The 13,691-nt window shown below is 69.7% G+C and carries 11 protein-coding genes; 8 read left to right on the top strand and 3 right to left on the bottom strand.

The genetic code is table 11. The annotated features are described in order from the left end of the window. Positions 1–61 precede the first annotated feature (61 nt). Together ACM6LR_RS02000 and ACM6LR_RS02005 are read right to left on the bottom strand one after the other, a co-directional pair. Positions 62–421, bottom strand: coding sequence for a hypothetical protein (locus ACM6LR_RS02000; protein WP_414935847.1), 360 nt, complete (start codon positions 419–421; stop codon positions 62–64). After that, a complete protein-coding gene (locus ACM6LR_RS02005; RefSeq protein ID WP_414943042.1) occupies positions 418–2,298 on the bottom strand; it encodes a hypothetical protein in 1,881 nt (626 codons plus the stop codon). The genes ACM6LR_RS02000 and ACM6LR_RS02005 overlap by 4 nt, the downstream gene beginning before the upstream one ends. 647 nt (positions 2,299–2,945) lie before the next feature. On the opposite strand from ACM6LR_RS02005, the gene ACM6LR_RS02010 reads away from it, so the two are divergent. Beyond that, the gene (locus tag ACM6LR_RS02010) at positions 2,946–3,632 is read left to right on the top strand and encodes a M23 family metallopeptidase (protein WP_414935849.1); all 687 of its coding nucleotides are present in this window, start codon (positions 2,946–2,948) and stop codon (positions 3,630–3,632) included. Between the two features lie 659 nt (positions 3,633–4,291). Here the strand turns inward: ACM6LR_RS02010 and pcrA are convergent. Then, positions 4,292–6,700, bottom strand: coding sequence for a DNA helicase PcrA (pcrA, locus tag ACM6LR_RS02015; RefSeq protein ID WP_414935850.1), 2,409 nt, complete (start codon positions 6,698–6,700; stop codon positions 4,292–4,294). A gap of 90 nt (positions 6,701–6,790) precedes the next feature. Between pcrA and ACM6LR_RS02020 the strand changes: the two genes are divergently transcribed. From ACM6LR_RS02020 to ACM6LR_RS02050, 7 genes are all read left to right on the top strand, one after another. Then, entirely contained in the window at positions 6,791–7,210 is a 420-nt protein-coding gene (locus ACM6LR_RS02020; protein WP_414943043.1) for a DUF1707 SHOCT-like domain-containing protein, read from the top strand. 169 nt (positions 7,211–7,379) lie between these two features. After that, positions 7,380–7,667 carry a chorismate mutase gene (locus tag ACM6LR_RS02025; protein ID WP_414935852.1) on the top strand — a complete coding sequence of 96 codons (288 nt, stop codon included), beginning with the start codon at positions 7,380–7,382 and terminating at the stop codon, positions 7,665–7,667. Positions 7,668–7,809: 142 nt separating this feature from the next. Further along, positions 7,810–8,115, top strand: a complete 306-nt coding sequence (locus ACM6LR_RS02030; protein WP_414935853.1) for a hypothetical protein — start codon at positions 7,810–7,812, stop codon at positions 8,113–8,115. Between the two features lie 337 nt (positions 8,116–8,452). Beyond that, entirely contained in the window at positions 8,453–9,700 is a 1,248-nt protein-coding gene (locus tag ACM6LR_RS02035; RefSeq protein ID WP_414943044.1) for a hypothetical protein, read from the top strand. Positions 9,701–9,953: 253 nt separating this feature from the next. Beyond that, positions 9,954–10,796, top strand: a complete 843-nt coding sequence (locus tag ACM6LR_RS02040) for a hypothetical protein (protein ID WP_414935855.1) — start codon at positions 9,954–9,956, stop codon at positions 10,794–10,796. A 218-nt stretch (positions 10,797–11,014) separates the two neighbouring features. After that, positions 11,015–12,637 carry a protein kinase domain-containing protein gene (locus tag ACM6LR_RS02045; RefSeq protein WP_414935856.1) on the top strand — a complete coding sequence of 541 codons (1,623 nt, stop codon included), beginning with the start codon at positions 11,015–11,017 and terminating at the stop codon, positions 12,635–12,637. A 4-nt stretch (positions 12,638–12,641) separates the two neighbouring features. Further along, complete coding sequence (locus ACM6LR_RS02050; protein WP_414935857.1) at positions 12,642–13,682, top strand: serine/threonine-protein kinase; 1,041 nt, start codon at positions 12,642–12,644, stop codon at positions 13,680–13,682. Positions 13,683–13,691: the final 9 nt, after the last annotated feature.

Raw genomic sequence — 13,691 nt, forward strand, 5'->3', positions numbered from 1 at the left:
CGGACCAGTCGAGGTTAGCGACCTGCGCAGAAGCAGGGGACTCCGCACCTGGTGAAGTCGGTCACCGTATGCGGTCAGATGGTGTTTCCACGGTGTGAGACCGCACACCGGAGACCCAGTTCGCCGCCTCTTCCAGGCTTTCGAAGGCGTTCTCGAACTTGCTCGGGCCGTTACCGACCGCGAAGAGGAGGACGTCCGGGAGCGCTTCGGCGAGCCCTTCCGGTTCACTCGCGCCTCGCACGACGCCGAGGATGTCCGGATCCTCCTGTTCGGCCGTCCGCACCAGGTGCGCGACGGTGTCGAGGCGCCCGGTGTAAACGACCTCGACACCGTCATCACGCAACAGCCTGCCGAGCGCGACCGCCGCGCCTTCCTCCACGCCGAACTCGGCCAGCACGACGCGCGGCAGACGACGCGTCACTCGGACCGCCGTGAGCCCACGACGGCCGTCCCGGCCGCGACGAGGGAGACGGCGGCGGCGCCCAGCGCGAGCCAGAACCCGATCCCCGCCGACGCGTCGTCGTACTCCGCCCCGACGAGCGGCAGTTCCGCCGCGCGCAGACCGAGCACCAGCGCGGCACCGGCCAACGCGGCCGCGGCCGCGATCGGGCGCGAGCGCACGACGAGCGCGTACAACCCGAGGACGACCGCGAGCGCGCCGAGCAGGCCCCACGACGCCGCGCCGAAGTCCGACCACAGGCCCGGAGCGGTGTAGCCGGGCGCGATGAACACCGGCGTGCCGAACGCGGCGATCGCCAGCACCGCCGCGGCGACGACCGGGGTGAGCAGGTTGCCGTTCGCCCGCGAGCCGTCCAGCCCGGTGTCCATCGCGGCGTCCATCGCGGCGTCGTCGGTGACGTCGCGCTCCACGACCCCGGTGATCACCGCGGCGAGCGCGGCGACGGCCGCCAGCGCGAGCGCGATGAACGTCCAGGTGACACCCGGGCCCGCCGAGTAGCCGACCTTGTCCGGCGACGGCAGCGGCAGGTCGACACCGAACAGCGCCGGGTCGACCGCCTTGTCCTCGGTCACGGACAAAGCAGCGCTCAGCACGCCCGCGCCCGCGAGGACGACGCCCGCCCATGTGGCCGCGACGACTCCCCTGGCGAACGGTGAGAGCCTCGGCACGAAGACGAACAGCGCGGGAATGGCGAGCACGGCGGCGGCGCCGAGCAGCAGCCAGCGCGCCGGTGTCTCCGGGACGGGCGCCGGACCGTTGGCCGTCAGTACCGGTGTCAGCACGCCCGCGACCGCCGCCGCGGCGGCGAGCAGCGCCAGTCCGCCGGTGGCCAGCCGCCACCAGAACAGCCCGGGCAGCCTGGCCTCGCCCGCCAGATCGCCGGTGACCGCCTCGCCCGCTTCCTCGACGTCGAACCGGGTGAAGGCCAGCCCGAGCAGCAGCAGGCCCGCGACGGTCACCAGTACCGAACCCGGCGCGACCGAGAGCCGGTCCACGACCAGCCCCGCGACCACCTGTGGCACGCCGACCGCGAGCGCCGCCAGCGCGGCCCCGGCGAACCCGCCCTTGCCGACCGCTGCCGGGGGCCAACTCACCGCCACGAGCACGGTCAGCGGAAGCAGGGCCGCGAGCAGCAGGTATCCGGCCATCGCGACCGTCGGTCCCTCGAAGGCGTTCTTCGCCAGGAGGTACGCGTTGCCCGAACCGAGAGGTGCGAGCAGCAAGCCGATCCCGCCCGCCACGCCGAGCATGGGCCCGAGCAGCCGCCAGCGGCGCCGTCCGTCGAGTTCGCCCGCCAGTTCCGCCTCGTCACGGGCGGTCCCCGCGGCGAACGCCCCGGCGGCGAACGTGAGGAGGTGGCCGGCCACCAGCGGCCACAGTCCCGGCCCGGCCGGAGGCAGGGTGAGCAGGCGGTCGGCGAGGAACAGCTCCGGACGCGCGGCGAGGGATCCGTCCGCGAGCAGCTGCAGGTCCAGCAGTAGCCGTCCGGGCGCGAGCGCGGTCAGCCCGAGCACCAGCCCCGCCGTGAGCCCCGGACGTCCCGTCACCACGGCGTAGACCACGGCCACCGCGGGCGCCAAGGCCAGCACGACCAGCAACGGCCCGGCGGCGAAACCGGGTGAACCACCCCGGACGACGGGCATCAGCGCGCCGACGGCCAGCGCGACCGCACCGGCCGCCACCAGCCCCGCCGACAGCACAAGCGCTCGCGGGCGGGCGGGCGGTTCGCTCCGGAGTGGTTCGGCGGACACGGTCCCGGGGACGGCCTGCCCGGTGGATTCCGCGAGCACTGGAGAAACTGCGGATTCGTCACCGGGGTGCCGTGAGCGCGAAGTCATCGACGGCGACGCTAGCAAGCCGGGCTCGCACGGGCCCGCCAGCAGGGGCGCCGCAGGTCTCACCAGCGCTCAGCGGCACTCACGTGCTGCTCAACGGCACTCACCTACGGCACTCACCTGATGCCGCTGAGGCCTGAGTGGCCTCAGCAGAGGCCGAGAGCGGGTAAACCCCCTTCAACATCACCGAGCAACCAGTTATTTCCCTCGTTTGCCTCCCTCCTGGCCCTCCGGTACCCCGAACGGCCGCATGATCTTGTAACGCAAGTCACAAGGTTACGAGTAAACCCCAGCTAACTTTGGGTGATATTCACTGGATAACGGCCAGATCGTCATCGCCCGATCGGCCGAGGGCGCGGCCGAATCTTGCTGATCGGGGTGCCGCTTCGTTACTGTCCCCACGTCCCCATTACAGTCAGATCACGAATGAGAGTTCTGAACGAACCACCCCCGAGGTCGTTCACCGGGTCCCCCGCCCGGGCTCTTGATCCGACTCCCCGAACATGGAAGGCCCCGTCTTGGCTTCACACCGCTCCCCCGGCGGCCAAGCTCCTTCCCCGGCGCTCGAGAACGCACTCGATGGTGCGGTCGTTCGCGTCCGGGGCTCGCACCGACTGTCGCCCCCGTCTTCGGCCCTTCGTGGCCGTGTCGTGGTCGCGGCCGTCGCTGCCGGCGCCTTCGCGGCCGCCGCTGCCGGGCAGACTCTGAAGTCCGTTTCGGAATCCTCCGACGCAGCCGTTACCCCGCTGGCCAGCGCCCAGGACGCGAGCGCCTCGTTCGCCCTCGGTGGCGGAGCCGGTGGTGGCGCCCCCGAGTTGCTGCCGACCAGCCAGTCGGCGAACGCCTCGGCCGAGGCCCAGAAGCTCTCGGACAACAACAGCATCACCCAGGCCCGTGTGAAGCGTGAGGCCGACGCGGCCCGCAAGGCGGCCGAAGAGGCCAAGCGGCCCAAGACCTGCATGCCGACCAAGGGCACCTTCACCTCGGGCTTCGGTGCCCGGTGGGGCACGAGCCACCTCGGCATCGACCTCGCGGCCCCGATCGGCACGCCGATCGTCGCGGTCTCCGACGGCACGGTCATCGAGGCGGGCCCGGCCAGCGGTTTCGGCCTCTGGGTCAAGGTTCAGCTCCCCGACGGCACGGTCCACGTCTACGGCCACATGAACTCGTTCTCCGTCCGCGAAGGCCAGAAGGTCAAGTGCGGCGAGGAGATCGCCGAGGTCGGCAACCGTGGCCAGAGCACCGGCCCGCACCTGCACTTCGAGGTGTGGCAGAACGGCACGAAGAAGATCGACCCGCGACCGTGGCTCGCCTCCCGCGGCGTCAACGTCGGCTGATCGAGTCCTTTCTCACCCACCACATCGGTGATCACGCCCGCGCCAAGGGCACGCCTGGCAACGACGCCCTGGCGTGCCTTCGGAATCTCCGCTCCCCCCATTTCGGGCATAAGGGAGCGTCTTAGGTCCTCTGACTCGGCGCACGTTCGGCTTTCCGGACCCTCAAAGGGCTCATACGACACCGTCGGGCGGTCTTCGGACGAAGTACCCCACGGCGACTTGCCACACCGTGCAGAGTCCTGCCGGGCGCCGTCTGAGTGACGGCCACCAGGCGACCATTCCCCGGGAAGCCTCCCGGTACCCGGCTGACCGCGGCCCGAACAGCCATCGCCGCGCGTGCCCGCATACGACGCACCGTCCGGCCCCGTCCGGTTCGTGCATCCGCAGTAACGCGCGCCAGGCCGCGACCAGCCTGAGCACTTCCGGCGGTTCCGGACCCCGATCCGGTCCCGCCCCTTCTTCAACACCCCGCAGGTATTCGAGTACCCCAGCGGCGAGAACCCCAAACAAGACCCCGTCCACACCGTGCGCCCCCTCCCTTGGTCGGGGGACACCGGCTTTTCCAGCATACCCCAGCGCATCGAACTCGTGTTCGATGCGACAGGTATACGGGAGGGGTCCGACAGTTTTCGAACGCGGTGATAAAACCGCAGTTCAGGCTATAGTTTGACCATCGGCACGCTGCCGATGAGCATCAGCCGGACCTTGCCGGCGGCACCGAAGTCGATCGTCGCCGTGGCCCGCGGGCCGGCTCCGTCGCAGGCGACGACGGTCCCGAGCCCGTACTTGTCGTGGCTGACCCTGTCGCCGATGTCGAGCTTGAGCGCGACAGTGTCCTTCCAGCCTTTGCCGAACGGGCTCGTGCCCGTCGACCTCGACGGCGACGCGGAGCCACCACCGCGGCTTCCCCAGGTCGTCGCGGCGCGCGGCGAGCCGCCCGACGAACCGAAGCCGCCGGAGGACGACGACGGCGCGAGCCTGCGCCAATCGACCAGTTCGTCGGGAAGCTCGTCGAGGAACCGCGAAGCCGGGTTCATCTGCGGCTGGCCCCAGGCCGAGCGCACCATCGAACGGGAGACGTACAGCCGCTTCCTGGCCCGCGTGATCGCGACGTAGGCGAGACGGCGTTCCTCGGCCAGTTCGGCCGGGTCACCGAGCGCGCGCATATGCGGGAAGATCCCGTCTTCCCAACCGGTACAGAAGACGACGGGGTACTCGAGGCCCTTCGCGGTGTGCACGGTCATCAGCGTGACCACACCGGCGTCGTGCCCGTCGCCGTCATCGCCGCCGTCGGCCGCGGGAATCGAGTCCGCGTCCGCCACCAGCGAGACCCGCTCCAGGAAGGCGGGCAGCGAGCCCGGTTCCGGCACTCCGGGATCGGCCTCGGGCAGTTCGCCGTCCGGCCCAGCGACCTCGGCGGTGAACTCGGTGAATTCCCGCGCGACGGTGACGAGTTCCGTCAGGTTCTCCACCCGCGAGGCGTCCTGCGGGTCGTCGGACTCCTCGAGTTCCGCGCGATAGCCCGTGCGCTCCAGGACCGCTTCGAGGATGTCGGCGACTTCGGCGCCGCTCTCGGCGATTTCACCGAGTTCGTCCAGCAGCTCGACGAAACCGGTGATCGCCCTGGCGCTACGCGGATTCAGCAGCGGCACCTCACCGTTGACGGCGCCGCGCAACGCCTGCGCGAACGAGATGCGCTCCCGCTCGGCGTACGTCGCGATGACCGCTTCGGCGCGGTCGCCGATGCCGCGTTTGGGGACGTTCAGGACACGGCGCAGGCTCACCGTGTCCTCCGGGTTCGCCAGCACCCTCAAGTACGCCAGCATGTCCCGGACCTCACGCCGTTCGTAGAACCGCACACCGCCGACGACCTTGTAGGGCAGGCCGAGGCGGATGAAGATCTCTTCGAAGACACGCGACTGGTTGTTGGTGCGGTAGAAGACCGCGACGTCGGAGTAGTCCGCTTCGCCCTTGTCCGCCAGCGCGTCGATCTCGCCCGCGACGAACGCCGCCTCGTCGTGCTCGTTGTCCGCGACGTAGCCGACGATCTTCTCGCCGTCGCCGGAATCGGTCCACAGCCGCTTCGCGCGCCTGTTGGGGTTGCGCGCGATGACCGCGTTCGCCGCCGAAAGGATCGTCTGGGTCGAGCGGTAGTTCTGTTCCAGCAGCACGGTCCGCGCGTTCGGGAAGTCGCGTTCGAACTCCTCGATATTGCGGATGGTCGCGCCGCGGAAGGCGTAGATCGACTGGTCCGCGTCGCCCACGACGCACAGTTCCGCCGGGTCGATCGCGGCCTCCTTCGCCTCGGTGCCGACCAGTTCGCGGATCAGGGTGTACTGCGCGTGGTTCGTGTCCTGGTACTCGTCGACCAATACGTGCCGGAACCGCCGCCGGTAGTACTCGGCGACGTCCGGGAAGGTCTTCAGGAGTTCGACCGTCCGCATGATGAGGTCGTCGAAGTCGAAGGCGTTGGCCTGGTTCAGCCGCCGCTGGTACTCGACGTAGACCTCGGCGACGCGGCGTTCGAGGTCGTTGCCCGCGTCGGCGACCGCCGTGTCCGGATCGATCAGTTCGTTCTTCAGGTTCGAGATGTGCACGGCCAGCGTGCGCGGCGCGTACCGCTTCGGGTCGATGTCGAGATCACGGGAGACGAGCGTGATGAGCCGCTTCGTGTCGTCCGAGTCGTAGATGGAGAAACTCGACGACATCTCCAGCGTTTTGGCCTCACGGCGCAGGATCCGCACGCACATGGAGTGGAACGTCGACACCCACATGGCGTTGGCGCGGCGGCCGACGAGGTCGCTCACCCGCTCCCGCATCTCCGCGGCCGCCTTGTTGGTGAACGTGATCGCCATGATCTGGCCGGGATGCACGTCCCGCTCGGCGAGCAGGTACGCGATCCGCCTGGTCAGCACCCTGGTCTTGCCCGAACCCGCACCCGCGACGACCAGCAGCGGCGCGCCCGCGTGGGTCACGGCCTCGCGCTGCGCCGGGTTCAGGTCGTCGAGCAGGTCCGCGTGCCGGGGCTTGGCCGGGCCGTCCGCTGGGAGATCGAAGAGGGTGTTCATCGCCGGTCCACGCTACAGCGCCGGGCGTAGGCGCTGTTGCCGCCTGCCGTCCGACGCGCGGGCGGTGTTCGCGGCGGAGGATCGGATGCCATGGACACCAACGGAATTTCCTCCCGGCTCAGGGCCGCCGACGCCGACCGGGAGCGGGTCGCCTCGCTCATCCAGGCCGCCGGCGGCGAAGGTCGTCTCACTCTCGAAGAAGTAGAAGACCGGCTCAGCACCGTGTATTCCACGAAGTACACGGACGAACTCGCTACGCTCACCTCGGATCTGCCGAAACCCACGCCGAAGCGGCACCCTGTCGCCTTCGGGCATCCGGCGGTGCGGATCCACCTCGCGGTCGCCGTGGTGCTTTCGGTGCTGCTGATCGTCCGCTGGACGGTTTCGGGCGTGCCGTTCTTCTGGCCTGCGATGCCGATGTTCTGGCTGGCCATGAGCGTCCTGGTGCACGCGCGCGTCCGCGGGACGCGGCGCCGCTTCAAGCCGGAGGACGACTTCGCTGTGGCATAATGATGGTATGCGGCACCGCGCGACGCGATTTTTTTACGGGAACCGGACTCCGGCTCCCGTGATCGCATAGTGCCGTTATGCCATCACCCGAAGCCCCGGAGTCCACGGACCCCGGGGCTTTACGCTGTTCCGGGGGCCAGCAGGGAATCCGGACCGAAGAGAGGTCCCGATGGACACCACACAGAAGCCGGACGCCGAAGAACCCACCGCCACGGCCGAGGAGATCAGTGAGCTCCGCAAGGAGATCGACTGGCTCGACGGTGAGATCCTGCGGCTGGTCAAACGCCGGGTCGAGGTCTCCAAGACGATCGGCGCCGCCAGGATGGCCGCGGGCGGCACCAAGATCGTCTACAACCGCGAGATGGACGTGCTGGGGCGCTACCGCGAACTCGGGCCGGAGGGACGGCAGCTGGCGATGGCGCTGCTGAACCTGGGCCGGGGCAGGCTGGGGCGCTAGACCCGCGCCTCCAGGCCCACGGCACCCGGATCGCGTTCAGCCCGCTAAACGCGAGGCGGCCGCATCACGATCGCGTGCCGTGAGGAGAAACTCAGGGGTGTTCCCCGAGCCATGGCGACTGGGGACCAGGCAAACTGGACACATGATTAACCTCATCGCCATCGTGATCGCGATCGCCGGCGTGCTCGCCGCGTTGGGCCATCTCGGTTATCTCGCCATGTTGAACAACGCGGCGGGTAAGCGAGCGGGCGGTACGCCCATCGCTCAGTACGTCAAGTCGCGTTGGCCGATCGCAGCGGGTACCACAGCAGCCTCACTGTTCGCCTGGTTGCTCACTAGTGGGGGAACGCCGCTCGACATCATCGCCATTTTGCTTGCAGCGGGTAGTGGAATCACCGCCACCAAAGCCCTGCAGTCGACCCAGCAGAAGTACCGCAGCGGCAACTGAGGGGCCTCACCAGCACGAATAGCATTGCGTTACGTCATCAAGCCCGTTCGGCCGCGCCCGACCGAGTGAAACATCTGCAACTTGCAGAGTGGGTGAAGACTTGCGGGTGTCGAGCTTTTACTGTGGATCCCGTGAAGACCCTTGCGTCTGGGTCGGGCGATGCCCGAACGACGTGCGGGGGCAATAGCCCCGCGCGTCCACAGTCGCGTGCTCGTGCATTTGCTCACGAGAGTGCCCGGGAGTCTGCAAGCGAGGGATCCCGTGAAACCGCTGCGCCGTTCGGCTTGATCGGTGTCACATCGCCGTCAGGGACGGCCCGCGAGGGGGTCGCTCGGACATGACCGGCTGGGTGGAACACCTGGGACGTACCGGACGGGACGGCGCCGCGCACCCGGGCCGCCACCGGGCGGGCGGGACCGAGGGCTGGACCCCGCCCGTGCCGCCGAGGCGGCAGCGTCCAACCGGGCACGGGCATCACGCGCACAGCGAGTTCGCCCCGCCCGCCATCGGTTCCCTTCCCCTGCCGCCACCGCGGAACGGGAGGGCGCCGAGCCCCGGCTACGCCCCATCGAGCGGCCGACTGCCGCTCCCCCAGCCCGCACGCGAGGTTTCCGTGGAACGCCCGGCACGTCTCGAGGTCGCGTTCACCGAACCTGTCCGGCCCACCGCCGAAGAACGGCGCGCGAAGGCCGCCCAGCGCACGAAGGTGACACTGACGGCGCCCGCCCCCCGCCGCCCCGCACCGGTGGAAACCGAGGTCGGCGACGACGACGTCCGCGTCTACCTAGCCCCGCCCGTCGACGGCCTGAGCACCTTCGATCTCGGTTCGGTGCCCGCTTCGGTGACCCCGCCCAAGACCTGGCGCAAGGCCGCCTGGTTCGCCGCGTCCGCGTCCGCGCTGGTCGTCATCGGCCTGCTCTTCGCCGGTTCGTTCCTGGTCGGCAAACCCGCATCGGAGCAGCAGAGCCAGGGCGGCTGGCCCGGCTACCGCGGCGGCAGCCCGTTGACCAACGAAGGCATCGCCGCCGACCCGATCACACCGCCACAGGGCGGCGCGGCGGGCAACCCGTCCGGTTCCGAGACCGACTCCTCCCCCCAGGACGACCGCAGCTCCGTCAAGTCGGGCACCTCCTCCGACAGCGAGACCACCGGCGGTGGCGGGTCGCGGCCCGACTCGGGTGGACCGGTCACGAGCGGGCGGCCCGCGCCGTCTTCGAGCGATCGGCCGCGGAAGCCGCCGATCATGCCCGCCGACCGCACCACCACGACGGCCCCCTGGTACGCGTCGCAGCCGGACGCGCAGGCGATGGGCGACAACACCGAGGTCTTCCTCAACTCCGTCACCACCGACCCCCACGAAGCCTCCTCCGTCACCTCCGGTGGTCTGCGCGAAGAAGGTGCGCAGGGCCTCCGCGAGCGCTACGCCGAAGTCGCCTACTTCGAGGTGAAGAAGATCAGCATCGACCAGCGCCGTGGCGTCACCGTCAACACCGTCGAGGTCACCCACAAAGACGGTACGAAGACCATGGAGCAGCGCACGCTGACCTTCGGTGACGACGACAAGATCGTCGACGACGGTATGTAGGTGTCCACGCACGTGCAGGTGTGCTGTTCCGCTGCACGTGCGGAGCGGCGAGCGGTTGTCCCTGGTCCGGGTGGGTGACCTAAGCTGCCGTTCGTCGTATCGCGACGGCATTCCGGCGATAGAGCCTGGCCGCGGACCGTCTCCACAGGGTTACCTGACGACAGCAGGGTCCGCACCGTTCAGAAAACGACCGCGGATCAGAGGCGTCGGCCGAACGGCCTGACGTCTGCCCCAAACCAGAGCGAGGAATTTCGTGCTTGATCGACAGCGCATACGGCGTGAGGACGCCGTACGTGTCGAGGACGTCATCCCGGAAGAGATCCTGAACGACAACCGCGTCGACCGCGAGTACCTGGAGCAGGTCTTTCGCGAGCCGCAGAAGTTCGTTCCCGCCCGCACCCGCGAAGAGTCGTCGCCACGGCCAGAGCCCGAGGAAGAGCCGGAAAGCCGCGCCGCCCGGCGAGCCAAGCTGGCAGGCCTGGTCGCCGCCGGACTGCTGGTCGCGGGTGCCGTTGTCACCGCGGGCTTGCTCGCGGGAGCCCAGCGGCAGGACCCGTTGCCGGGCGCCGCGGCGCCCGAGGTGATGAGCGGAGCCGCCGCGCTCGGCGGGCTCGCCGTCCCGGACGCCACCGAACCGCGGCAGAAGCGGGAGACGCCGACGCCGCCGGGGACCAGCACGACGGCCCATCCGGCTTCGGGCACCGGCTCGGGTCCGGTCCCGCGGCGGGGTTCGGCGGCCAGCAGCACCAGTTCGCAGCCGATCGCCAAACCGGCCGCGATCAGCACGGCCGAGGACAAGATCGACGCGGTCCGAAAGTTCTACCAGACCGTCGACGCCGACCCCTATGGCGCGAAGTCGCTGCTCACGCCGGTGCTGGCCGACTCCGAAGCTGGCATGCTGATCCAGGCGTGGAGCACCATGGACGCCATCCAGATCCAGGACATCCGGGAGCAGGCCGACGGCACGATCCTCACCGTGGTGACCATGCGCAATCCGGACGGCGGCCTGGTTCGGGTCACGCAAGTGCTGGAATTCGCCGACGAGACGACGGGTCTGATCACCGACGCCCGGCTGCTGTCCGCGCAGCACATGTGACGGATACCGGGCGTGAAACAGCCCTCCACCCAGGGCGATCAGAGCGTACCGCGTGTGTGTGCGCAGAGTGAGGGCCTAGCCTTGTCACGAGTCGGTCTCGGAAAGCCGGCACACAGACCACTACATGTGCATACGCTCCAACGCTGTGGCGTGCTGAAGGCCGCACCGCGTGCGCGGACCACTCCGCGACGTGAAGACGGAGCCCAAAGGGAGGTCGCGTGAGCGACGAGGGTCGCCTGGTCGCCGGTCGATATCGCATCGCCGGGCGGATCGGCACGGGCGCGATGGGTGCCGTCTGGCAAGCGCACGACGAAGTACTCGGCCGCACGGTGGCGATCAAGCAGTTGCTGCTGCAGCCCGGCCTCGAGGCTCACGACGCCGAGGACGCCCGCCAGCGCACGATGCGCGAGGGCCGGATCGCGGCCCGGCTGCACCACCCGAACGCCATCTCGGTGTTCGACGTCGTCACCGACGACAACGGGCAGCCGTGCCTGATCATGGAGTACCTGAACTCCACCAGCCTCGCCCAGGAGTTGCAGGAGCATCGGACGCTGCCGCCGATCGAGGTGGCCAGGATCGGCGCGCAGGTCGCGGCGGCGCTGACCGAAGCGCACGCGGTCGGCATCGTGCACCGGGACATCAAGCCCGGCAACATCCTGCTGGCGCCCAACGGCTCCGTGAAGATCACCGACTTCGGCATCTCGCGGGCCAAGGACGACGTCACGGTCACGAAGACCGGGATGATCGCCGGAACCCCCGCCTATCTGGCGCCCGAGGTGGCCATCGGCGGCGACCCGGGCCCCGAGTCCGACGTCTTCTCACTCGGCTCGACGCTCTACGCGGCCTGCGAAGGCCAGCCGCCGTTCGGCCTCAGTGAGAACACGCTGAGCCTGCTGCACGCGGTCGCGGCCGGGCAGATCATCCCACCGCGCCAGTCCGGCCCGCTCGCCAGCGTGCTGGCCGTGCTGCTGCATCCGGAGATCCGGCACCGACCCACCGCCGAAGAGTGCGAGGAACTCCTCGCCGCTGTCGCGCGGGGTGAAACGCCGCTGGGCGGTCCCACGGACGAAACCGTGCTCGCCGCCCCCGTCGCGGGCGCGCTCGCGGGTGCCGGCGTGACCCAGGCGCTCGACAGTGAGGCGGCCGGGCATTCGGGCTCACTCCTCGACGAGCAGGCCGCGGCGGGACCGTACTACGACGACGAGGACGACTACCATCAACCGCCCGCGTCGAAGTACCCGGAAGACGATTACGACGGGTACGACAACTACGACGAGACGGCGTTGCTGTCCGAACGCGGCCACCCCGGTGGCCCGGAGCCCACACGCGCCGTCCCGGTGCCCACGGGCGACTACGACAACGATTCCTACGACGATTACGACGACCCGCCTCCTCCTCCCCCACCGCCGCCCACCCGTGCGCAGACCAGCCCGGCGGACGAGGACGACGAGAAGCCGGGCGCGTGGAAGAAACCCGCGATCATCGGCGGTGTCGTGGTCGTGGCGCTGGCCGCGCTGGGCTTCTGGCTGCTGAGCCCGAACAACCCGGAGACGCCCGCGCAGGTGGGGAACTCTTCTACGAAGCCGACCCCGTCGGCGACGTCTTCGGCGCCCGAGACGACGGAATCGCCGTCGGAGACGCAATCGGCCGAGCCGCCCAAGGAGACGGCGGGCTCGTCGAAGAAGACTTCGAGCAAGGCGACTCAGCCGCAGGAGCCGAATCGGCCGACCCCGCCGAAGTCGACTCCGAAGTCGACTCCGAAGCCGCCGTCTTCCCCTGACGACCCTCCGCCGAGCACTACCCCGAGCCCGACAACGACCCCGACTCCCGCCGGAACGTGATCCATTGAGTTCTGAAGGTTCCATCGTCGGCGGCCGGTACCGCCTGGACCAGCCCATCGGGCGTGGCCGGGCGGGCATCGTGTGGCTGGCGTTCGACACACGTCTGCTGCGCACGGTCGCGATGAAGCGCATGTACCTGCCCGTCGGTCTGCCGCCGGACCGGGCGGAGCAGGCCAAGGCCGTCGTCGTCCAGGAGGGCAAGGACGCGGCCAAGTTCGAGCACGCCACCGCCATCAAGGTGTACGACGTGCTGCCCGACGGCCCGGACGTGTGGCTGGTGATGGAGTACATCCCGTCGCGCGGGATGTCGACCTTCCTGGCCGAGCACGGCAGGCTGACCGCGGAACAGGCCGCCGCGCTGGGCATCATGCTCGGCCGCGCGCTGGCCGCGATGCACGAGGCCGGGGTGGTGCACCGGACCGTCGAGCCGGGCACGATCCTGCTGGCCGACGACGGCGGCGTGAAACTCACCGATATCGGCATCACCGGTGGCGGCGCGAGTCCGGCCTACCGGGCGCCCGAGGTGGCGCGCGGCGAACCGGCGACTTCGGCGTCCGACGTGTTCTCGCTGGGCGCGACGCTGTACACGGCCGTCGAAGGCGTACCGCCGTTCGGCGAGGACGGCGAGTCGTCGGAACGGCCGCCGCAGACCGCCGGTCCGCTGGCCGGTGCGCTGCGCAAGATGCTGCGGGCCGAGCCGGACGTGCGGCCGACGATGGCCGACACCGTCCGCTCGCTGGGCGCGATCACCGAGGGGCGGCAGACGGCGTTCATTCCGCCGACCGCGCCCGCCATGCCGACGATGCCTGCCTCGATGCCGATGCAGCAGGCGCCGCAGCAGCCGGTTCCGCAGTTCCCTCAGCACCAGCCGCCGCAGTATCAGCCCCCACCGCAGCAGCAGTACCCGCCGCCGCCGCAGCAGCAGTACGCACCCGCGCCGGCCGCGGCGAAGTCGCCCGACACCCGGAAGTGGCTGATCACGGCGGGCGCCGTGGTGGCGGCGATCCTCATCGGGGTGCTGTTCGCGGAACTGTTCCTGATCTGAACAACCGGG

Origin of the sequence: Amycolatopsis sp. cmx-11-32, from assembly GCF_047608695.1 — a bacterium.
In the GTDB taxonomy this organism is placed as follows: domain Bacteria; phylum Actinomycetota; class Actinomycetes; order Mycobacteriales; family Pseudonocardiaceae; genus Amycolatopsis.